General features: G+C 62.9%; 15 protein-coding genes and 5 pseudogenes. 8 read left to right on the forward strand and 12 right to left on the reverse strand.

The annotated features are described in order from the left end of the window. Positions 1-18: 18 nt before the first annotated feature. The 6 genes and pseudogenes from AB0L60_RS07005 to AB0L60_RS07030 all read right to left on the reverse strand — a co-directional run bounded on the left by AB0L60_RS07005 (position 19) and on the right by AB0L60_RS07030 (position 8925). Positions 19-708, reverse strand: coding sequence for a hypothetical protein (locus tag AB0L60_RS07005; RefSeq protein ID WP_364608426.1), 690 nt, complete (start codon positions 706-708; stop codon positions 19-21). 667 nt (positions 709-1375) lie between these two features. Continuing rightward, complete coding sequence (locus AB0L60_RS07010; protein ID WP_364608429.1) at positions 1376-3199, reverse strand: ATP-dependent helicase; 1824 nt, start codon at positions 3197-3199, stop codon at positions 1376-1378. Further along, positions 3117-5036, reverse strand: coding sequence for an AAA family ATPase (locus AB0L60_RS07015; RefSeq protein WP_364608432.1), 1920 nt, complete (start codon positions 5034-5036; stop codon positions 3117-3119). The genes AB0L60_RS07010 and AB0L60_RS07015 overlap by 83 nt, the downstream gene beginning before the upstream one ends. Before the next feature lie 161 nt (positions 5037-5197). Further along, positions 5198-6214 carry an IS30 family transposase gene (locus AB0L60_RS07020; protein WP_364608588.1) on the reverse strand — a complete coding sequence of 339 codons (1017 nt, stop codon included), beginning with the start codon at positions 6212-6214 and terminating at the stop codon, positions 5198-5200. 1001 nt (positions 6215-7215) lie between these two features. Beyond that, positions 7216-7509 (reverse strand): annotated as a pseudogene (locus tag AB0L60_RS07025) (MTH1187 family thiamine-binding protein); the annotation flags it as partial. 24 nt (positions 7510-7533) lie between these two features. Continuing rightward, positions 7534-8925, reverse strand: coding sequence for a hypothetical protein (locus AB0L60_RS07030; RefSeq protein ID WP_364608435.1), 1392 nt, complete (start codon positions 8923-8925; stop codon positions 7534-7536). Positions 8926-9161: 236 nt separating this feature from the next. On the opposite strand from AB0L60_RS07030, the gene AB0L60_RS07035 reads away from it, so the two are divergent. From AB0L60_RS07035 to AB0L60_RS07045, 3 genes are read left to right on the forward strand one after another with little or no spacing between them, the layout of a single operon-like run. Next, the gene (locus AB0L60_RS07035; RefSeq protein ID WP_364608438.1) at positions 9162-9380 is read left to right on the forward strand and encodes a hypothetical protein; all 219 of its coding nucleotides are present in this window, start codon (positions 9162-9164) and stop codon (positions 9378-9380) included. Positions 9381-9386: 6 nt separating this feature from the next. Next, positions 9387-9998 carry a hypothetical protein gene (locus AB0L60_RS07040; protein ID WP_364608441.1) on the forward strand — a complete coding sequence of 204 codons (612 nt, stop codon included), beginning with the start codon at positions 9387-9389 and terminating at the stop codon, positions 9996-9998. A 6-nt stretch (positions 9999-10004) separates the two neighbouring features. Next, a complete protein-coding gene (locus AB0L60_RS07045) occupies positions 10005-10232 on the forward strand; it encodes a hypothetical protein (RefSeq protein WP_364608444.1) in 228 nt (75 codons plus the stop codon). Between the two features lie 482 nt (positions 10233-10714). On the opposite strand, the gene AB0L60_RS07050 is transcribed toward AB0L60_RS07045, so the two are convergent. After that, positions 10715-11023 (reverse strand): AraC family transcriptional regulator, encoded by a 309-nt coding sequence (locus tag AB0L60_RS07050; protein WP_364608447.1) that lies wholly within the window; start codon positions 11021-11023, stop codon positions 10715-10717. A 6-nt stretch (positions 11024-11029) separates the two neighbouring features. Between AB0L60_RS07050 and AB0L60_RS07055 the strand changes: the two are divergent. Beyond that, a pseudogene (locus tag AB0L60_RS07055) lies at positions 11030-11482 on the forward strand (TniB family NTP-binding protein); the annotation flags it as partial. 126 nt (positions 11483-11608) lie between these two features. On the opposite strand, the pseudogene AB0L60_RS07060 reads toward AB0L60_RS07055, so the two are convergent. The 3 genes and pseudogenes from AB0L60_RS07060 to AB0L60_RS07070 all read right to left on the reverse strand — a co-directional run. Further along, positions 11609-11818: pseudogene (locus AB0L60_RS07060) on the reverse strand (IS3 family transposase); the annotation flags it as partial. Between the two features lie 170 nt (positions 11819-11988). Next, positions 11989-13233 (reverse strand): IS110 family transposase, encoded by a 1245-nt coding sequence (locus AB0L60_RS07065; protein ID WP_364608450.1) that lies wholly within the window; start codon positions 13231-13233, stop codon positions 11989-11991. 278 nt (positions 13234-13511) lie between these two features. Beyond that, a complete protein-coding gene (locus tag AB0L60_RS07070; RefSeq protein ID WP_364608453.1) occupies positions 13512-13790 on the reverse strand; it encodes a transposase in 279 nt (92 codons plus the stop codon). Between the two features lie 401 nt (positions 13791-14191). On the opposite strand from AB0L60_RS07070, the gene AB0L60_RS07075 reads away from it, so the two are divergent. Next, the gene (locus AB0L60_RS07075) at positions 14192-14731 is read left to right on the forward strand and encodes a hypothetical protein (RefSeq protein WP_364608456.1); all 540 of its coding nucleotides are present in this window, start codon (positions 14192-14194) and stop codon (positions 14729-14731) included. Positions 14732-14762: 31 nt separating this feature from the next. Then, positions 14763-15299 (forward strand): hypothetical protein, encoded by a 537-nt coding sequence (locus AB0L60_RS07080; protein ID WP_364608459.1) that lies wholly within the window; start codon positions 14763-14765, stop codon positions 15297-15299. Positions 15300-15850: 551 nt separating this feature from the next. On the opposite strand, the pseudogene AB0L60_RS07085 reads toward AB0L60_RS07080, so the two are convergent. Together AB0L60_RS07085 and AB0L60_RS07090 are read right to left on the reverse strand one after the other, a co-directional pair. Next, positions 15851-17173: pseudogene (locus AB0L60_RS07085) on the reverse strand (IS1380 family transposase); the annotation flags it as partial. A gap of 45 nt (positions 17174-17218) precedes the next feature. Next, positions 17219-18441, reverse strand: a pseudogene (locus tag AB0L60_RS07090) (IS110 family transposase). A gap of 374 nt (positions 18442-18815) precedes the next feature. Here AB0L60_RS07090 and AB0L60_RS07095 point away from each other — a divergent pair. Together AB0L60_RS07095 and AB0L60_RS07100 are read left to right on the forward strand one after the other, a co-directional pair. After that, positions 18816-20186, forward strand: a complete 1371-nt coding sequence (locus AB0L60_RS07095; protein WP_364608591.1) for an IS1380 family transposase — start codon at positions 18816-18818, stop codon at positions 20184-20186. A gap of 801 nt (positions 20187-20987) precedes the next feature. Then, positions 20988-21821, forward strand: a complete 834-nt coding sequence (locus AB0L60_RS07100; protein WP_364608462.1) for a phytanoyl-CoA dioxygenase family protein — start codon at positions 20988-20990, stop codon at positions 21819-21821. Positions 21822-21934 lie beyond the last annotated feature (113 nt).

Here is a 21934-nt window from a genome sequence, read left to right on the forward strand (position 1 = left end):
TCCTTGTCCGCCGAAGAGCTATTCGGCGTTCAGGTATCCGATGGGGCCGCCGCTGGAGACCGAGATGCGGCTGGACATCATCTGCTCTACACGCTCCTTCAGGCGCGGGGCGATACCCTGTGCCACAGGTTCGCCCCAGCGAGCCAGAAGGTCTCCGGCGAACCGGTGTCGTGTCTCGGCTTCACCCGGCTCCTGGATGGTGTCTTCCAATGCCGTGACGGCGTAGACCGCGACAGGAATCGTTGCGACGGTCACCGCGAACAGTTCGTTGTCGAGGACGCGGTCCGGATCGCATCGCCACCAGCGTAGCGCCGCGGCTGTCATGTCCACGACACTGAAACCGACGTCGAAGCCGATCCAGTCGCGGTCTGACTCATGCGCAGCGGACCGCGCTGCGGTCCTCAGCACTGTCAGCTCACCGGCGGTGACGACGAGGCGCGGACGGCTCGCCAGCAAGCCGATCAGGTCCGCATCGATCGGTGTCGGAACCATACCGCAGGCGATGAGTTTCTCGAAGGAGGCCCGCGAGATCTTCAGGGCGGCGGCAGCCGCGTTGATGTTCATCGACCGGGTTGCGGCCAACGGCTGCTGCGCGAACGCGGGCAGAGGCATGTTGTGCATCCCTGCGATAGGGCTAGGCCGTTGCGGCCCTTCAAGTTCCGCCAGGTCTACCTTTGACCTAGCGCGTTGAATGGTGTATGGGTTCAACGCACGATCGACGGTACCCGCTCACCGGTGCGACGCCAAACTTGCAGTAGTTTGGTGGATCGACCAGATTGATTGTGCGATGTCGCAGGTTGGGCGGAACCGGACGCGCAACTCAGGTCGCCGGTAAAAGCGCAACGGCCCCGTGGCCGAACCGTCGGCGAGGAGAATTGGTTCCACCCGTCCTGACGAGGCGCGGCGGTAGCCGGAGACGATCGCGTGGTCGCTCATGCAGAAGGTCTCCACGATGAACGGTGCATCCGGGACCGGCCACTGCAGCCCATGTCCAGTGGCTGTGTTGTACATCTATGCGGCCACCCTGGCAGCGGGATCGGTACAGCCGGTCTGGCGCGGTTCGTGGCCCCACAGCAGAGCATGGGGTCGTCCGGCACCGGCCGATTCACAGACATGGACCAGGGATCCGATACCTTGACCAAGCCCTGGCCAGGACCTGGCCCCTACCACCATTCTCTTAAACAGTCGCGTACCACGCTGTCCGAACCGGCCAGCGTGAGGTGCCGGTGCCCGAAACCTGGTGCGGTGCAGAACGACTGCACGGCACAGGTTGTCGACCAATCGTGGACCAGCCCTGGTCCACGATTGGTCCACAAGGTCCCGAACCGTACGACGGCGTCGTGGCCGGAGGCGTTATTCCCGAACTACGGGTCTTTCAGGACTCGACAATCTTGGTAGGTACGTGCCGACTGGTGAGGAAGTCGTGTATTTCGCCGATTGTGCTTTCGGGTAGTGCGAGGACCAAGAGACTGCGGGCGCGGGTGACAGCAACGTAGAGGACACGGAGTTCTTCGAGCTCGCTGCTGGTTGTCGCTGTGCCGGAGCTCCAGTGCCGGAGAACAGTGGTGTCGTCGACCAGGACGCAGACCGCGTCGGCCTCGGTGCCTTTGGCCTGGTGCACCGTGGTGAGAAGGGCAGCCGAGTCTGGACGTTTCGGACTGCGTGATCCGGCGACGCTGCCGCCGAGCATTCCGGTGCGACCGTTTACGAGAGCGGTCGGTGGCCGCCACCAGGATTTCAGACAGGCATTGACGTGTCCGGCCCAGTCTGTCGTCGGTGCTGACAGGTGGGCGAGGAAGGCATACGCGTGTCTGCGGAGTGTGGCGGGTGACAGTGCATTCTGCTGGCAGATCTGGCGGATGTTTCCGGTGTGTCCGGGGAACCAGTAGCTGAGCAGCACATGCTCGGCTTGCCTGCACGCTTGGTCGAGTTCGGCCGGGTCGGCGATCCCGAAATGCAGTACCTGGTGCGCTCGGGCCAGTCGCGTGATTGGGTTCGTGTCCGGTTCGCCGCGGCGGAGCGGAGGCGGGAGTTGAGTGTGCTTGCGGGCAAGCAACATGACAGTGGGGTCGGGATCGGCGGAGTCGCTGAGGACAGTGGCCAGTCGAACGGTGAGATCGAGGATGGATTCACCGGACTGGCTGTGGGTGTTTTTGCCCATATTCCCGAACTTGGTGGGCACCATATGAATTGGCGGACCCGCGGCGCGGATGACGGATACGTCCGGTGGGCGTGCGCCGGCCCGGATTGTTGCCGCGAGTGTGCAGATCGGTGGTGTGCTGCGGCGGTTTCCGCTGAGTGGGACGGTAGTGGTGAGGTCGTCGCGCAGCTGGAGCAGGCGGGTGACATCGGCGTTGTTCCAGCCGTAGATCGACTGGTCGGGATCGGCGACGACCACCAGTGGAATCCCGTGGCGGCGTATCGCGTCGAGCAGTTCCAGGTCGGAGACGGAGCAGTCTTGGGCCTCGTCGACGACGATTTCGGAAAATCGCGAGTGGATTGCGTCCAGCACACGATGTGAGGTCATTCGAAGGTTCCTGTGCGCGTGTAGCCGAACTTCGTGGCCGGTGTAATAGCCGCGTTCCAGCCACTGGTTCCTGGACTGGATCGCTGCGTTTCTCCACTGCCAGGGTTGAAAAGGTGAGTCAGCTATCGCTCGTCCCGAGGGGGTCTGTGAGCCTGGGACGGTGACGATTTCGCCCTGTGTCTTCGGGTCGAGTTTGAAGTCGAAGGCCGCCAGGGGTACGGCACGGTTGCTGATTGTGGCTTCCGCGTTCGGCAGGTGTCGCCACGACTCGATTCGTTGTGCGAGTTTCGGTTCCGGCAGATACGGGCGGACGATGAACTGCCAGATGAACGCATCCAAGGTGCCGATGAAATGCGGAAACCGGGTGAGTTCGGGTCGCCCCGCTGTGATGCAGCGCGACTTCATCTGGTCACGTGCGTTGCGTGTGAAGGAGATCAGAGCCCGACCACCGCGCAAGGAGGGGGACGGCCGCTGGATGTGACGCGACACGATCACATGGGTCTTGCCCGCGCCGGGACATGCCTCGATGAACAGCGGTGGCAGGGTGTCGATTGCGAGCCGTTGCTGGGCTTCGGCCGCCGCGAGCTCATCACTCATGGGCTGGTCCTGGTTGCTCGATGCGGGTGATGAATTCGAGAGCGTCCTGCAGGTAGGTCGGGCACGCGAACTCACGATCGGGTTGTGTCGTGAGGATTTCGGCCAGGGCTTGGGCGAATGCCGGTTTGGACACGGGTTTTCCGCCAATAAGCGGTTGTCCCTTCTCGTCGCTGTTCTTCGCGGGGTCGAACAGTCCCCAGAAGGCGCGGGGTTGGTCGGGCGATTTCAGGACTTGCTGCCATCGCTCTTGGGAACGCGGGTGCAGGTCGAGGAAGGCTTCACGCAGCACCGGTTCGTTGCCGGACGTCCACAGTTGTGGTTCCAGGGATCGAGTTCCAGCGAAGACCCCCAACAGCCCGGGGCGGTGGGCCTCGGCCCGGATGCGGTATCCCTCGATCCGCTGCGATTCGTCCTCGTCTTCTTCCCCGTCGGTATCGGTGATCAGTGCTATCCGCTGGCCTATGCACGCACCGTGCACGGGTGTCACCAGTAGCTGTAGGTAGGTCGAGAAGCCGACGCTGTCGACCAGCAGGATCGTGGTGCCGTGGAATCGCTCTAGTTTCTGCTGAGCCTCGGAACTTTTCGCCTTGTCGGCGTTCTTCGGTACGGAGTAGAGCCGGGTTGCCAAGGCGGGCAGGAGAAGAGCTTCCGACAAGCCTTCGACCAGGATCGCGCGTGGGGAATAGAACAGGGCGTTGCGGGTGACGTCGAGCAGTCGATCGATCTTGCGGATTTGCTTGTCCTGCATACCTAGCAGGGCGACGGGGACCGCATTGCCCTGCCAGCCTCCGCTCGGCTCGTGCTGGCTCCGTGTCATGACGACGATGTCGCGGACGCTCACCGACGCCGACAGGACGGGGGAGTGGGTTGTCACGATGACCTGGAGGTGACCTGCTGGAGCGGTCGGGTCCTTCGGCGCGTCGTCGTCCGCCGGTGTGGTCGTGCGTGAGGCGATCGCGCGTTCTCGCAGGTGGCGCAGGAGCAGAATCTGCAGTTGTGGGTGCAGGTGAGCTTCTGGTTCCTCGACCAGCAGCAGGGTCAGATCGGTCTTCTTGACCGAGCGGAGCTCGGCGAGCACGGTGGCGATGTATAGGGCGTTGGCGTATCCGAGCCCCGAGGAGTCGAGGGAGTTGAGCGGATGTCCGGCATCGCCCATCATCATCTGGAGGACGCGGGCTATTGAGGCGAGGGTGGCGTCGGTGATCTGGAACTCGGTCTGCTGTTGGTGAGCACCCATGGTCAGATCGGTAAGGGGGCCGTTGATCTCCTTCTGGAGATCGCGGATCACCTCATCGTCCATGATCTTGTTGAGGACCTGGTGGGCGTTGGCGAGGAACGTTTGCAGCGCGTCTGGTCCGCCGAGCAGTCCGGCTAGGATGGCGCGGATCCTGCCTGCGGATGCACCCCCGAGTTCTCGGGCGGCGTCGCGTAGTGGTTTTAGGTAGACGTGTCGTATTCCGTTTCGAAACGCTGGCTCGGAGCATGGAACGTCTGCGCCTTGGAACCAGGTGCCGCCTCCGCGGCGTTCGCCCTCGAGTGCACGTTGATATTCGAAGCCCCAGCGGGCCTGAACCTGGTCGGGTCCTTCTGCTTCGAAGCGGCCGTCGGTATAGGTACCGGCTTGTTCTGCGGCGATGTCGGCGAGTGTGAGGCTCAGCCGTGCCTGGGTTTCTCCGGTCGCTACGTCGTTGTCGGCGGGCCAGAGAATTCCGCCGTTGTCGAGCGGATTGGTGAGAATACGGAGCGTGTCGACCACTGTCGACTTGCCGGCGTTGTTCTCCCCTGCCAACACCGTGAGGTCAGGCTGCAGCGTTACCGTGGCCGCACGGCACGAGCGAAAGTTACTCAGTGTTAGCTGCGAGACGTACATCCCCACCCTACCGGTCGCGTCGTTGTCTTCCGCATCAATCATTCACTAACGCAACAACGTTACGCGATGCACAGATGACTGAATGATCGGTCGCGGATTGTGAGCATGGGTTGTTCGAAACGAGGGCGACGCCGGTTGTCAACGGCGCGCCAATCCGGACCATTTGACGGCGGGGCGGGTTCTAGGCAACGTCGCAACACCGACTACCTCTGGGAGGCTAGCAGGGCGGTGAATAGCTCTGCCGGGCAACGGTCTTGGAGGACGCGGCGGGGGCGATGGTTGAGTTCGTTCTCGACGGCCAGCAGGTGCTGCGGTGAGTGGATTTTGAGGTTGGTTCCCTTCGGGAAGTAGTCGCGCAGCAGCCCGTTGGTGTTCTCGTTCGAACCGCGCTGCCACGGGGAGTGGGAGTCGCAGAAGTAGACCGGCGCACCTATCGATTGCGCGATCGTGCGGTGCCGGGCCATCTCGGTGCCCTGGTCCCAGGTGATCGATCGCAGCAACGGTGCCGGCAGATCGCTCATCCTCGCGGTCAGGGCTGTATGCAGAGATTCGCTGTCGTGGAAGGGAAGGTGCAGTAACCGGACCGTGCGGGTCTGGCGTTCGACGAGCGTGCCGATCGCGGAGCCCTGGTCCTTGCCGATGATGAGATCTCCCTCCCAATGCCCTGCCTGCGAGCGATCCTCGGGCGGAAAGGGACGGTCGTGGATGGTGAGCATCGGCTGCTCGAATCGAGGACGTCGCCGCTGGGGCCGCTGATGAGCGCGCCGATGATCGCGTCCGGTGCGCAAGGGCGATCGACGGTGCGCCGCCAGCGGAGACGGCCGCAACAACGATGATCCGGGCTGGTAGACAGCCTGATAGATGGTCTCGTGGCACAACCACATCTGCGGATCCCCGGGAAACCGCCCGCGCAGGTGTCGGCTGATCTGCTGCGGGCTCCACCGCTGCGCCAGCAGCTTCGCGACCAGACGGTGTAGTTCCGGGTGCATCTCGAGGCGCCGCCGATGCCGTCGAGCCCGCCGGGCGACGGCGCGTCGATGTGCCTCGAATGGCCGATACGCCTTGCCCCGGAACGCATTCCGTCGCAGTTCTCGTGAAACCGTCGACGGCGACCTGCCCAATCGGGTTGCGATCGCCCGGATGCTCAAACCCGCCTGGCGTAGGTCGGCGATCTCGATCCGCTCGTCCTGGGACAGGTACCGCGCATCGATCCGGCGCACTGCCAGCCGATCCAGTGCCGGCACGAATCCGACGACCGCCCCGTTGCGGTAGGTCTTGTAGCCGCGTGACCAGTTGTTGCCCGCGGTTCGTGATGCTCCGACCTCGCGGGCCGCGCGCAGAATGCTCCAGCCTCGCGCCCGAAGCTCCATGAACCGTTCACGTTTGGCCGACTGCGGACGACGGCCCGGCCCCTTCTTCACACGACGAGACGACGACAACACAACCTCCAGAACCTACGGGAAGTGTTGCGACAGTCGATAGAAACCACCGTGCCGCGCGGTGGTCATTTTTCACGTGCCGCCGACACCGGTCGGACCGTTGATGAGCGCGCCGATGATCGCGTCTGGTGCGCAACGGCGATCGACGGTGCGGCACCAGCTGCGAGGGCCGCAACAGGGATGAATTGGGGCCGGGTAGACGGCCTGATAGATGGTCTCGTGGCATAACCACATCTGCGGATCTTCGGGATACCGCCTCCGCAGATGTCGGCTGATCTGCTGCGGACTCCACCGCTGCTCCAGCAACTCCGTGACTGGACGTTGGAGTTCGAGGTTGGTCTCGGTTCACCGCCGATGTGGTCGAGCCCGCCCGGCGGTGGGGCCTCGATACGCCTCGAACGGCCGATACCCTCTGCCTCTGAACGCATTCCGGCGAAGTTCTAGCGAAATCGTAGACGGGTCTCCGTCCCAATTGCCTCGCGATCGGTCGGATGCTCAAGCCTGCCTGGCGTAGATCAGCGATTTTGAGCCGCTCGTCCTGGGGCAGGAACCGAGCGTTCGTTCGGTCTGTTTCAGACGACCTCCGTTCATGCGGGTGTCGGCCGGGCCGACTGACGGGGGAGTGATGTCGCGGGGTCGTCCGAGGTGCCCTTGTGGAGCAGGGTGCCGTTACGAACGAGCGCGACCAGTTCGGGCGCGTTGACCTTGCGCCAGCGAGCTTGGGCGGCCTCGATGAGCTAGTGGCCGCCGGCCTTCTGGGCGTCCGCAGCCCCGGGCTCCTCGGCCAGATAGCGTTCGACTGAAGCCACCTTGCCGGTCATGGCGTCAGTAACCCCAGGCCGGACATCGCCTTTGAGTACGATGCTGCAGCGGGGAGCGACTGCCATGACAGCGTCGATCGCCTGCTTGATCACCGCCATGACTTCGTCCCATTCACCCTCGATTGTCGTGAACAGGGCGTTGGTTTCATTCGGAAGTCCGCTAGCTCGAATAACGCGCACGGCCTCGGCAACGCCTTGGCCGACGCTTTCTCCTGTGCCCATCGGAGTGACTGAGAAGGCGATGATCACAAACAGCTCCTTGTCATTCAGGTTGTGAAACTATGAGGAATGCAGCAAGTCGGCAATACCACGGCGTAGTTCCTGCGCGCCCGCAGTCGACGCGACGCGATCGTCACAGGCTGCCTGGTGCACCATCTTCAGGCCATCCAGGATGCGTGCTGAGCCGGTACCGGAGGCGCTGTCGACCGCCTGGATACCGAGCGCCAGTCCTTCATCGCGATCACCACGGCGAAGCTGCAACGCGGCCAACCGAATCAAGCTGAGTTGGCGCGATCGGGCGTGTTCGTCGGACAGGTTCAGTGCTGTCCGCAGCCTGCTCACCGTGTTGGGCACCTCGGCATTGTGGTGATAGGAGAGGTCAAACAACCCCTGGGCCGTGTCGCCGCTCAGGAGTGATTCGTTGTAGTACGTCTTGAAGCCTTCGTGTGCGGTATCGGGGTGGTCTTGCCCGCGTGATTCGTCGAAGAACTTCTCTGCTTGGTCGACGGCCCGCATGCATTCAACGGCATTGCCCAACTTTCCGAAAGCACGAGCTTGCACAGCCGCGATGTCAGCACGACGTAGCAGCGACACCCGATCAGCGCGAACCGATGCCAGCCCGAGCAGGGTCAAGGCATTGTCCGGATCCCCGAGATAAATATCCTGGCGAGCCAGACAAGTCAGCACCGCAGCGCGCAGCCACCACTCATCGGCCTGCTCGGCACAGTGCCAACCCGCGCGGAAGTTCGTCCGAGCCGCCTCATGGTTCCCCCGATCATAGAGAGCCCAGCCGACAACCCGGAAGAACGTCCCGACCGCCGCATTCATAGCACCACGGACTGGTGCCGACATATCTGCGCGCAGATAGCCCACTGCGACCCGGAGTTGCGCGACCATACCATCCCCGATATGCAGCCCGGCGTCATCGGCAGCCCGAAACAGTGACGCCCAATCCCGCACGCGCTCAGCATGATCCATGCCAACCCGAACGGGAAGGCGGTCAATCGGCTTGGTGGCAGTCGTGATTACCTCGTCCGTCAGCGTCGTCGTAGATACAGCTAACAGACCGCGAAGAAAATCTGAGCGACGCACGTCATCAACCTGATGCTCCAGGGACCATGTCACCCCATCATAGGGCGGATGAACGCTGGGGCTCGTTGCCGGACGGCGAGAACGGCTACGCCGCTCCCGCCACACCGTTTCACCCTCGGCCACGATCTGTTCGAACCGCGCCCGGTCCTCCGGGGTCGCCCGCAGACCGAGCGTGGTATCCAGGATGGCCTGGGTGTTCGAACGCGGTTTCACTGCGCTCAGGCCGGTACGCCAGTTGCTGACGGTGGTGGTTTCAATACCGAGTAAGGCAGCGAATTCGCGGACCGACTTTCGCATGGCCTCCTGCAGGGCCACCGCTTCGAACCCGGTCCATTCGCGCCCTCGTACCATCGCCTTCACCTACGGTTTCTCCGCCTGACCTGGGCAAACGCTAACGTTACGCCAACACTACCCCAACACCGCGCGGTTACGGCCGAAAGCGCCTGTGGGCCAAGGTCAAAAGCGGTACCCGGCACCGGGCTGAAGCCGTACCCCCTCGTCCGGCGCATTGGCCTCCAGAGTGGCAGGCCGGTGGCGCAAGCCCCCGGTGCCGGGCACCTCCGATCGAGACCGCCCGACCAGGAGATGCCGAAGAGATGGCCACCACCAATTCCCTTGCCATGTACGAACTCATCGCACTGTGCGATCCTGCCGCGCACGCCGCACCGATGGTGCCGTTTACTCCAGCCCAAGCTCACGAAGTCGTCCAGATCCATATCGCCTGCCGGGCAAAGATCTGCCCGCGTAAGAGCGCCGCGCTCGACACGCTGGCCGAAGCCGGTCGGATGGTGCTGTCCACGAGTAAGCCCCGGTGATCGACCATGACCAGCGTGCCGGATGGCGACAGTCCGGAAGATCCTCCGTCGAGCACCATGGGCGATGTTCCAACCGAGCCGACCCCGGAAGCGGCACCAGGTGCGGCCTTGCTGTCGAACGAACTGCTGCTGGCGTCCTTCGCCGGGGTGCGACAGTTGCACGGCAACGACATGGTGGAGGCGGCGGTTGACCTGGTGGCCTTCCAGCGGCAGCACCGACAGGCACTGCTCACATTGGCTGATGAGCAGATCGAGCATCTTGAACTGGACCAGGCTGCCTCGCAACTGGTTTCCTGCGGTCAGGGCATCGAGATCCTGGCGGGCGTCATTGCCGATGCCGTCGGCTATCGGCAACAGCGGCGTGCAACGCCAATCCACTCGGCACTGCCGCCACTCCCGATCACCGGCGTCTCCGAGGGCACACCGGCCATGGTTGTGCAAACGGAAAGCATTGGGCCGCTGGCCACTCGGATGGCGGATCTATGGGGACTGGTGCTCGCCGCAGTAGCGACGGATGAAGAGCCAGCCGAGGCAACCCAGTTGGCGCAGCTCTGCCAGGGCTACGACTGCCTGGCGGCTGCGATCGAATCCGCCCAGCAACTTGTACTCGGACGGTGATCGGTGATGCCACCCATTCGAAGTGTCCGAGAACCGCTTCCACCGCGCCGCATCCGGCACATCCGCATCGAATCTGGCGCGCTCACGCTGGACTACCAGGCCAGCGCCGAACAAGCGCAGAACGTGGCGGACGAACTGATCAGCGGCTTCGCTAATTTGGAGCTGGTGGTGATGATCGACGACGAGGTGCGCCCCGACCTGCCATCACTGCCGTGTGCCGAGTTGTGGGACTGAATTCCGAATCCCTTTCGTCCTAGAACATTTAATGCCATTCGGGCATGCGGGGAAGAAGACCATGACACTGTCAGATCCCTCTGAGCAGAGGGCGTTCGTGCAGGCGGACGGCAGGCTAGCCGAGTTCATGTGCCAGGTGCACTTGATGGAGCTGACCCCCGACCGTGCACGGGAGCTGCGAGATATCCACCGGTCCCATCACCCAGACGAGTGCATTGTGCATCTGGAAGCGACGTATCTGCTGCTGATCGAGGGCGGCTACTGAGTCGAGTTACTGCGTATCGCGTCGATTCGGGCGACTGGTTGCCGTTGCCTGGATCTTGATGGCGGTACCGGCATGATTGGTCAACACAGATACAGCCACCGACGTAAGCGAACCCATCCCGTCGGTCGCCGATCAGGATCGTTGCCAGGCCGCCGGCGCGAGCGGTGGCGCGTCTACCGGGTCACCGAAGTCAGTGGACCTGGTGAGCAGATGCCGGTCACGTGCCTGGTTTCGGGTGGTCTCGGATTCGGAGTACTGGCACTGTGGTTTCGAGACGGTGCTGTGCCTGGCGGATGCGGGCTCGATGAAGCCATTGGAGCGGAGTGGTCCCAGTCTGGTCGCCGAAGCGCCGGATCAGGGTTCGGGTGCTGGTCCAGGCGCGCTCGGCGATGTCGGCGAGGGTGAGGTCGCGGGCCAGATTTTCCTGTAGCCAGGTAAGCAGCGCCTCCAGCTCGGAGCCTTGTGGTGTGGGGGCGTGGTCGTGGACGATGAACTGCGCTTGTCCGCCCTCGCGTTCGAGAGGCATCACCGACAGTTCGAGCAGCTGGTGCTGCGGCTGTGCCAGGCGTGTGGGGTGCGGATGTTGGTGATCGACGAGTTGCACAACGTGCTCGGTGGTCGGGGCGACCGACAGCGGGAATTCCTGAACCTGCTGCGGTTCCTCGGCAACAGCCTGCGAATCCCCCTGGTAGGGGTCGGGATTCGGGACGCGAATCTGGCGATCCGCTCCGATGACCAGCTTGAGAACCGGTTCGCGCCGCTGGCGCTGCCTCGCTGGGAACCCGGTCCGGAAGCGTGCACGCTGCTGGCCAGCTTGGCCGCCGCGTTCCCGCTGCGCCGTCCCTCACCGATCGCGACCGAGGAGATGGCGACCTACCTGCTCACCGCTGCGAGGGCACGATCGGCGGTGCGAAGCCGGACTGGCGTGGGTGGACTATCGGGAGCCGCGGCCCCAGGTCTCGATATAGGTGATATCGCCAACTAATTTCGTGCCCGGAGATCGGCGGTGAAGTCGCGGCGCACCAGGTCCGGCAGCTCGGCCGCATCGCCGGCGAGGGTGGTGACCGGCCGGAACGGGCGTGGCTGGCATGGCACCAAAGCCCAGCTCCCGCATGATCGCGCGGACGGTGTCCGGGTCTACGACCGTGCCCCACCGGGTCAGTTGGGCGTGGATGCGCCGATAGCCGTAAGTGCCGTCGGAGTGTTGGAAACAGAACTGGATTTCAGCGGCGAGGATTGCGCGGCGCTGCGCGGTGGCCGAGGGCTCGCGTCGATACCAGTCGTGGTAGCCCGAGCGCGAGACCTTCGCCCACCGGCACATGTCCACGACGGAATGATTGCCTTCTTCGGAGGCGATGAACGCGTACTTGACGCTCACCGGTGCTTCTTCGCGAAGAAGACCGATTTCCTACGAAATCCAAGGTGACCACGGGCTGGTGAGTGCACGCGGATGCGACCGTCACCGGGTGACGGGGAATCTCTCGCCGACGGTTATGTGTTGTCGCTCAACGGTTTCAGTGTGACCTCGTATCCGAGGGTTTCCAGTTGTCGGACAGCGCGGGACTTGGCGGACCCGGGTTTTCGGGTGGTGAAGTAGTCCGGGCCCGGATCTCGGTAGAAGTCGCCGTGGATGAGCATGGCGTGGGCGGCGGTGACCATCGCGTGCTCGACCGCGACGATCGCTTTCATCGGACCGCGTCGGGCGGTGATCCGACGATACTTGGCAGCGAAATAGGTTTTCTTCGAACGCGATACCGAGATCGCGGCAATGCCCAGAGCGCCCATCAGATGCCGGTTTCCCGGACGCGTCTTGGTGGACTTGATCCGGCCCGCGGACTCGTTCGCCCCGGGACACACCCCCGCCCACGACGCCAGATGCCCGCCGGTGGGGAACACGCTCATATCGCCGCCGGTCTCGGCGAGGAACACCTCGGCGACCGTGGTCGAGAAGCCCGGGATGCTGGCCAGCAGCTCCCTCGCCTGGGTCAAGGTCGGTGAGAGCGCAGACGTGATCGCGGTATCCAAGTCCGCGATCTCGGCGGTGCACGCGTCGGCCAGACGCAGATGCATCCCGATCAGAAACCCGTGATGGGCGGTGAACCGGCCGGCCAACGACGCGGTCAACGCCTCGGTCTTGGACCGCATGTTGGGCACCACGAGAGCGGCGATCACGGCCGGATCCCGCTCGCCGGAGATCAACGCGCCCAGCATCGCCCGCCCCGAAACCCCCATGATGTCGGTGACGACCGAGGTCAGTTTGATCCCCGCGTCCTCGAGGATCTTCTCGATGCGCTGCACCTGCCGGGCGCGGTCGCGCCGCAGGCTGGTGCGGGCACGGGTCAGATCCCGTAACCGGCGGATCGGTGGCGGCGGCACCAGCGACGCCCGCAACAGCCCGTGTGCCCCGAGATCGGCCAGCCACGCCGCATCGCTGACATCGGTCTTGCGACCGGGCCGGTTGCGTGCTTCACCCGGGTTGACCAGCGTCACGTTCAACCCGTCCTCGAGCAGGTAGTAGAACGGCTTCCAATAGTCGCCGGTCGACTCCATCACTACGCAGGTCACCTCCTGCGCGATCAGATGCTCACGCAGCGCCAGAATCTGGGCGCTTGTCGCACCCCAGGTCGTCACCGTCGAGGCCGTCGCCCGCCGGCCGTCGCCCTGCACCCGCACGCAAACCTTCGCGTCCTTCTTCGAGATGTCGATCCCCGCGCACCTGCCATGCACGACCTCCACCGCGCCCCACCTCTCCCTCTCGCACGAAACCTGTTGTCGGCGTGTGTATCACGGGGAGGCGAAAACAAACAGGAACTTCCTACACGTGCTCAGGGCAACAATCCACGGATCCCGCGAAGGACGAGAACCGCCCTGCCTCCACCACCATCTTTCCCATCGGGCTCACCGGCACCGCAAAGCGTTCGGGGTCATCCGTGACACGCACCCCACCATCGTCCACCCCGCACCCACCCCGCAACGCAAGAACCGCACAGGATTTCCGCCTCCACGCAGTGGCGCTACGCGGCTCTCAGATTCTTTCCCAAGAAGCTGTCCTCCTCCAACTCCCGCACCCGCCGCTCCAGCTCCTTCAACCGGGCACGCCCGGAGATCGACAACTCCGAATCGGTGACATGCGCGCGCCGGAAATCGCGCACCCAGTTCCGGATCGTCTGATCGGCCCCGCAATCGCGGGCGACATCCGCGACCGCCCGCGACTTCTCCACCACTTCCCGGGCCGCAGTCTCTCGAAACTCGGGACTGAACTGCCGCGACTTCGGCGACTTCTTCTGTGCCACAAACAACTCCGTTCAGTTCCCCAAATTCTATTTTGGGCACACTGTTCGAAGATCTTCAGCCGCCTCACATCGGCATTCTGCGCTGGCTATCTCACCCCGGCCGAGCGCACTGCCCGCTGCAGCCACACCCACCACCCCGTGGCCTGCGACATCAACTGAGACTGGATCGAAACCAACCCGGACTCAAAGGCCGGTTGCGTCCCGTCATCGGGGACCGGTCACCCAGATACTCGGCTCATCCGAGAACCACCAGCCAGGCAACCGATCCGCTTGCTGGGCTGAGACCGGTCTGCGAGATCGCGCTATTGGGCTGGCCGAGACTCCGATGTCGGCTTCACCCTGTATGTTAGTCAGTGCATTGGAGTCTCCAACTTACCCGAGACATTGAGGATCAATCCCGGATGAGCAAATACACCATAGTAATCGTGCGTGGCGAGCATTCTGGTGATGTCGATTATCACCCTCGGATGGTTCTGCATGTCGATACCGACAGGCCATCTGCTCAATTGACCGGACTTTCTGTCATTTCGCACGCACCCGAAGGGTTGACTTCGAAGAGCTTTCCTGATATCGACCTCGCTGCCGTTATCTCGGCGTTGACATCACACATGAGCACATCCAGTGACAATCTGGGCTCCGGCCCCCTCCCCGCAGATGGACAAGCCACCGCAGAATTGATGGTCACCAGTTCGAAACTGCCTAACGACGCTACCCTATTTGAACATGAGACAGACGGTTCAGTCAATTTGCCGGAAAGCTCCACGGTTCGAGCATATAGAAGAATGCCTGCGCCAGAAGATCTTCGGAAAAGCTTCGAACAGATTGGCACCGTGACTGGCCTGGCGAAGTACTACCAGGTTCCTAGACATACGGCTCAGGGCTGGATTGGCCGCCTAAAGAAGTTGGATGCTCAGGCCTCGCAAAAGTCGACACATTCTTGACCGCACTCGAACCAGGAACAGCACATCAACAATGAAAAATACATATACGATTAGCATCGCGGGGCCCGACAGCACTACAATTCTTGTCACCGCCACAGTTGAAGCCTTTAACGGCGGTGCTCGAATAAGAGAGATACGTGCAGAAATGGGTGGAGAATTTACTATACCGCCCGAGTTAGGAGACGTCGACTTCTCACTGCTGGTGCGTACCTCACTCGCCTTGAACCTCACGCCACCCGCCCACACTGTACCTGCTGCCGATGTGCCATCAGCATTGAAAGTCGATCGTCCGTCCCGGAACGATTCGGAAATGGATGATTGTGCACAATATGAGAGTTCGGCCGCATCGGATACCATAGGACATGAATACTCGACGAATAATCACTCAAACCGCTTGGACATTCCTGCGGATTTCGGTGTTACGTATTGGAGACTTGGCAGCATCAGCAAGGTTGCGAAGCACTACGACATTCCGAATCATCTCGCACAGGCGTGGATCAAATTGCTTCAAAAGAATGGGCAATTGGCAAACCCTTGGCCCAAAAGAGGTGCCCGCAGCTCTCGATAGAGTATCGATTTCACACATCGAAACAGCCTGCAATGATAGCACCTCAAGCCCTGGTGTGTGGTGATTCTGTTCGGTTTACTTCCCATTGTTGTCGACGAGTTTCTTGATGTTGGTCTGGGTGAGCCGGACCTTGGCAAGGATCTCGTCGGCGGTGGCGGTCCCAGTCGAATGGTTTCGCATCGGTGTGTCATGCGGTGATGTAGTCGCGGGTCTGTTTGACCAGCACTCTCACCGAGGTGAAGGTGCCGCGGCGGATCGCCTGACGGGTGATGATCGAAAACCAGGTCTCGGCGGGTAGCGAGGGCGTGTTACCACGCCCTCGCCCCCTAACCTCGATCTTTCGCTGGGCCGGCGGCCCGGCCTGATTGGTTTCGGATTGATTTCCGGTCGCTGATCAGCGAGCGTTGGGCAACGCAGGATAGCCCGGTCAGTGGGTGGCTGCCGGGTTCCACGGGCCCGGATCGGGGTCCTTTCGGTGGTTGTAGGGATGGTTTTCGCTGTTCAGCCGGGTTGCAGGCGGTCAGTAGCAGGCTGGTGCCGCGGTGATGCCGTGACAGGCGAAGATGAACGCGGCGGGCGTGGTGTGTGATCCGTGCGGGAATCGAGAACAGTTGCAGGCGAAGTGTTTTCGGTTCCCAGTGGCGGGCCCGGTGGTGGTGCAGGCCGATCGTCTGTAGCCAGGCGGTCAGATCGAGAGCAAGGGCCACGATCGCGACCCAGATCCGGTTCGCGTCGAACGCCTTGAACGGCAGGTTGCGTAGTCCGGTGTCTTTCGCGTTGCGGATGCGGTCCTCGCAGCGGGCGCGGCGCCGATGACGTAGTTCCAGGTCAGGGATCTGTCCCTTGCGGGTATTGGTGACGAAGGCGGTCAACCGGAGGCCGTCGACGTCGGTGAACCGCAGCTGAGCGCCGGGATGCGGTCGCTCTTTCCGCACGATCAGCCGCATATCGTCGGGCCAGCCGGTCAGGTCTGCCATGCCGGTGAGCTCGGCGACCCAGGCGCCTTCACGAACGTGTTCGTCGGCGTCGTAGGCGGGCGTCCACACGTGTTTCGGGATGGCGTCGACCGCCGCGACAATGGTGTCGGTGAGGGTGAACCCGAGCGAGTACTGGAGTCTGCGGGCAGTGCAGTAGTCGACGAATTCATGGGAGCCGCCGCCGGAGTCGGTGCGCACCAAGACTTTCCGACCGACCCGGTAGCCGGGTTGCCACGGCAGCTGCGCCAATGCCACGGCGAGGACCCGCTTATGGTCGGCGGCGGTGTTGGCGCTGGCGTTGCCCAGGCGCAGCAGCCCGGCCAGGGGTTCGCCGGTGCCGTCGCGGCCGTGGTCGGCGAAGGCCAGCAGCGGGTGAAACCCGAAACCCCTCTTGAATGTCGGCGCGGCGCATTCCTTCTCCGAGTGCGCATCGAGCAGGGTGGAATCCAGATCGATGGTCAGCGGGTCCTCGGCGGTGATCGCGTGGTCCGGCACCCGGTCACCGGCGGCCTGCCAGGCCGCCGCTCGCGTGGTAGCGCGCGCGGAGGCGATGGTGGACAACACTTTCGGTGCATCGCCGGTAAGCGTCAAGATCAGGCGGGACACCGTGGGGTCCGATGCCACGGCACCGAACACGCCCGGCTCGCCGCGCAACATCGCCAGATCGGCAGCACAGTCGCCACCGACCGCGACCGACACGACCAGATCCAGCAAGATCTTTCCCGGATCATGAGTTGCGAGGGGCTTGCGCCACGGCGCCAGCACCTGTGACAACGCGCGATCCAACCCCACCCTCGCCGCCGTGCGCAGCAGCGCGACCGCCCCGGCCTGTGACACCACACCCGACCCGGCCCCGTCAATTTTCAGCGACGGATACCACGACGTAGACTCCCTCACCAGAAAGACATCCCTGGTTCTCGGATGTCAAGCGGCAGAGGATGATCAGGTGGATTGTCCGATTGCGTTCGGCCATGCGGTGGCCTCGTCGTAGGGGCTGCGATGTTTGAGACAGCCGTGCAGGATGCCGACGAGGCGCTTGGCGACGTGCCGCAGCGCGGCATAGTGCTCGACGCCGCGGGCGCGGTGGCGATCGTAATAGGCTCGCGCGCCCGGTGGGATGCGGATCGCGGTGATCGCCTGCTGGGTGAGTGCGTCGACGAGCCGGTCGTTGTGGACGAATCGTGCGGCCACAACGGTCTTTTTGCCCGAAGCTCGGGTGATCGGGCTGGTGCCCGCGTAGTTTCTGCGGGCCTTCGCGCTGGCATATCGGTGCGGATCATCGCCGAATTCGCCCAGGATGCGGGCGCCGATGATGGATCCGATTCCCGGCTGCGAGGCGACGAGCTGGGCGTCGGGGTGGCGGGTGAAGAATTGCTCGACCTGCTCATGCAACGCTGTGACCTGTTCGTTGAGGGTGGTCAGCACAGCTACCGCAGACGGGGTGATCACCGCGTAGGCCGCGCTGATCGTGGCGTGTTGGCCGAGCTGCTCGCCGCGCAGGGCCGCTTGCAGCACCGGTGCCCTGGTGTCGAGCTTGCACCGGCCGGCGCGTTTGAGCAGAGCCCGGATCTGCGCCTGGGTCAGCTTCTTTCCGCTGTCCGGGCACGGCGCCTTGTCCAGGATCAGCAGGGCCTCGGGTGCTGTGAGGTCGGCGAAGGCCGCCAGCGCCGCCGGATAGTACTCAAGCAGCGTGTGACGCAGCCGCAGGGCGTGGCGGGTCCGTTCCCAGATCAACGTCTTGTGTGCCCGAGACAACGCCTTGATGGCCTCGACCTGCGCAGAATCGCCAGCGATCCGGCGCAACTGGTGCCGATCGGTGCGCACTATATCATATCCGCCAGCATGTGAGCGTCACCGGCGTCGCTCTTGGCGCCGGAGACCGCATGCCGACCCCGATAACGGGCAGCCTGCACCGGATTCACGGCGTGTACCGTGTAGCCAGCGGCGACCAGCGCGGCCACCCACAAGCCGCGATCGGTCTCGATGCCGATCACGATCTCGGTGGTCTGACCTCTTTCGCCTACCAATTCACCAATGGTGCTGTGCAGCTTGGTGATACCCGCGACTCCCTCGGGCAGCCGGGCCCGGTTCAGGACCTTGCCCTCCGGGTCCATCACCTCGATATCGTGGTGGTCTTCGGCCCAATCCTCGCCGATGAACAGCAAACCCGTCTCCAGTCGCGTCGGTGGTCTCCTGCCTAGGCAGTCAGCGGGAGAGGCGTCGCGACCTAATGAACCAGTGCTCACGCCGCGCGGGCACAACATCCCATCAGCGATCCGGCTCTCCCGGCGGCACCGGCGGGGGCACGGTCTTTCCGTAGGACTCGGGTCCAGGTACTCCGTGTGCTCACCCGCCGGTGACTACCGCTGGGAGCCAACCACGTCCGGCGGGGTCTCCCGAACTCATTAGCCTCGGCCATTCACGGCGATCTCGGCACTGCTTGCCAGAGGTGAGCGAAAGGTGCTCCTACCTGCGATAATTCGACTTGTCTAGGGTTGAATTTCGCGGTGGTGGGAGCACCTTTTTGGTGAGTGAGTCTATGTCGTGGTACCCGTCGCTGAAAGTTGGCGGTGACGGGTCGGGGGTTGTGTCGCAAGCCGGAGCGGTGGCGCTGCTGCGCACGGCCGAGCAGGTCGGGCTGGATCGGGCGTTGTCGAGCGCGCTGGCACCATGGCGCAAGCGATCGGCCGCGCACGATCCGGGCAAGATCGTGCTGGATCTGGCCGTCTCGGTGGCGATCGGCGGTGACTGCGCTGCAGATCTGTCGGTATTGCGATGCGAGCCAGCAGTTTTCGGTTCGGTAGCCTCAGATCCGACGGTGTCCCGGACGATCACGGCGCTGGCCACGGATGCACCGAAAGTGCTGTCGGCGATCGCTTCGGCGCGTGCGCAGGCCCGGTCGCGGGCCTGGCGCCACGCCGGTGAGCATGCTCCCGATCATCGGATCGACGCCGAGCATCCACTGATCATCGACCTGGACGCCACGCTGCTGGACGCGCATTCGGAGAAACAGAACGCGGCTCCAACATTCAAGCGCGGGTTCGGTTTCCACCCGTTGTGCGCATTCATCGACCACGGCGTTTCCGGCACCGGCGAGCCCGCCGCACTCACACTGCGGCCCGGTAATGCCACCGCCAACACCGCCGCCGACCACAAACGGGTACTCGCCACCGCGCTCGAGCAACTGCCGTGGCAGCCCGGCTATCGGGTCGGACGGAAAGTACTGGTACGCACCGACGCCGGCGGCGGCACCCACGAATTCCTCGCCTACTGCCACAAACGCCGACTGCAGTACTCGCTGGGTTTCACCCTCACCGACACCCTGGTCACGGCGATCGACACGGTGCCCACAGATGTCTGGACCCCGGCCTACGACGCCGACGGCCAGGTCCGCCCCGGAGCCTGGGTCGCCGAACTGACCGGCCTGGCCGACCTGTCGAGCTGGCCCGACGGCATGCGTTCGATCGTCCGGAAAGAACGCCCCCATCCCGGCGCGCAGTTGCGGTTCACCGACGTCGATGGACTCAGGTTGACCGCCTTCGTCACCAACACCCGTCGCGGCCAACTGGCGGATCTGGAAATGCGGCACCGCCGCCGCGCCCGCTGCGAGGACCGCATCCGCGCCGCCAAGGACACCGGCCTGCGGAATCTGCCCTTCCACGGCTTCGACGCCAACCGGATCTGGTGCTCCATCGTCGCGCTCGCGTTGGATCTGACCGCCTGGCTGCAGACCATCGCCCTGCACGACCACCACGCCCGCCGCTGGGAACCGAAAACCCTTCGCCTGCACCTGTTCTCACTCCCAGCCCGCATCGCCCGCCACGCCCGAAGAACCTGGCTGCGCCTACCACCACACGCCCCGCACACCGACCTGCTGGCCACCGCCCTCAACCGACTACACCCCGGCTGACCAGCACCAACCCACACCTACGACCCTCGAAAGGACCATCTCCGGGCCCGTGGAACCCGGCAGCCACCCCGCTGACCGGGCCACCCTCGGTTGCTCACTGGCCGCTGATCAGCCGCCGGAAACCAATCCGAACCCGATCATGCCGGGCTGAAGGCCCGGCGAAAGATCGAGGTTAGGTACGTCCTTCCCCGTCATCCACAGGTCTTGATCATTTCTCCTGATAAACGACCGGTCGGTTCTCGCATTCGGTCGGCTTTGCCTATGACATCTCTTTCTACCCAAGCTAGTGAGGTAGGTGTTCAAGGTGCCTACTGGGCTGATGTGATACCTCGCTCCGTCTGCGTGACGTAGCCGCTACCGATTTGAAAGGCGACAGTTTGTGATGCAGGTCACATCAATAGCTTTCACTTGAAATAGTTCCATTTGGCATATATCGTGAGTAACGGTTGACGGACCAGCTCGAATGGGGGAGAGGCTTTGCAGAAGCAATCCGTGCATCGAGTCTAGAACCTTAGAGTCAAAAGAAACTTCTGGGGGTTCTCAGGGATTCTGAGGATCAGAAATCTAGGGGGAGTTCGAAGTATCTCATCCGGTATAACATCGCCGTCTGGTTCCTCGTAGAATGCGTATTCTACGTCGTGCGTTGAGTGCACGCGAACAGGTGAACCCGGGATTGGAGTGTCGAATGTCGAAAGCGCGCTGCCCCGTTGTTTTCGAGCGCTCATGAGTCGGTCTAATTCATTCTTGTGATCGACGGCCGTCGTGAATAGGCGGCTCGTAACCTTTGGAGAATTGATCCATATGACCCTTCCGGTGTTCACTCCGTATATTGATAGCAGTGAGTGGCTTGAGAATTCATCTCGACTCAGGGACTTCTACGACGAGCACGGGTACCTCTATTTGAAGGGAGTCCTGGACAAGAAACTGGTTCGTGGTGTTGCGCAGCAGGTCTTGGCCGGATTGAAGTCGACCGGCTCGGTGCCTCCCGATGCCACTCTGAACAATATCGGCCTTGAGATCTACGAGAGCGTAGACGAAGCCGTGCTGCAGAGCCAAGTCGACTACGACGGGTTCTGGAATCATCCTCAGACTATAGAGGTGTTCGAAAAGGTATTCGGGGAGCCTGTATTCGTATTCAAAAGCTCCACAATTAGATACTATCCGGCTCAGACGAATCCGGACGGCCCATCTTACATAACTCCATTCCATCAGGACGGCTGTTTCCTGGGTCCGAATAAGGATTTTCGGACCATATGGATACCCCTGTTGCCGACAAGCCCTACCATTGGTGGCGTCGCAATCGCGGATGGAAGTCACAAGCTCGGTCTGCGGGAACACCTCGCGGACGATCGATATAAGCAATTCGGGCATGCGGTGAGTGCGATACCAGCGGCTACTCTGGCCGAGTATGCTCCGCTGGTCTTCTCGCCGGTTGAGCCTGGGGATCTGCTGATATTCCATGCCTTCACTTGCCATAGGTCCGTGCCGAATACTTCGCCGGACGGAGACGTCAGGATTTCGATGGATACCCGGGTGCAGCCGGCCAGTACCGAGGCGGGCTATATTGCACGTACGCCGTGGGCAGCGCTTGTCAGTGAGACTCTGTCCCACCTCGGTGACGCTACGGGGAATTAACCGTCGGCCGTCGGAAATAAGCCCGGAACGAAAGTTTCGCGCCTGAGCTTTGGCCGGAGGCGATCAATCAGACCTTCGGCACCAAAGGCCCCTTGAGGATTCTTCGGAATTAA

Source organism: Nocardia sp. NPDC051981, from assembly GCF_040680715.1.
Classification (GTDB): Bacteria; Actinomycetota; Actinomycetes; order Mycobacteriales; family Mycobacteriaceae; genus Nocardia.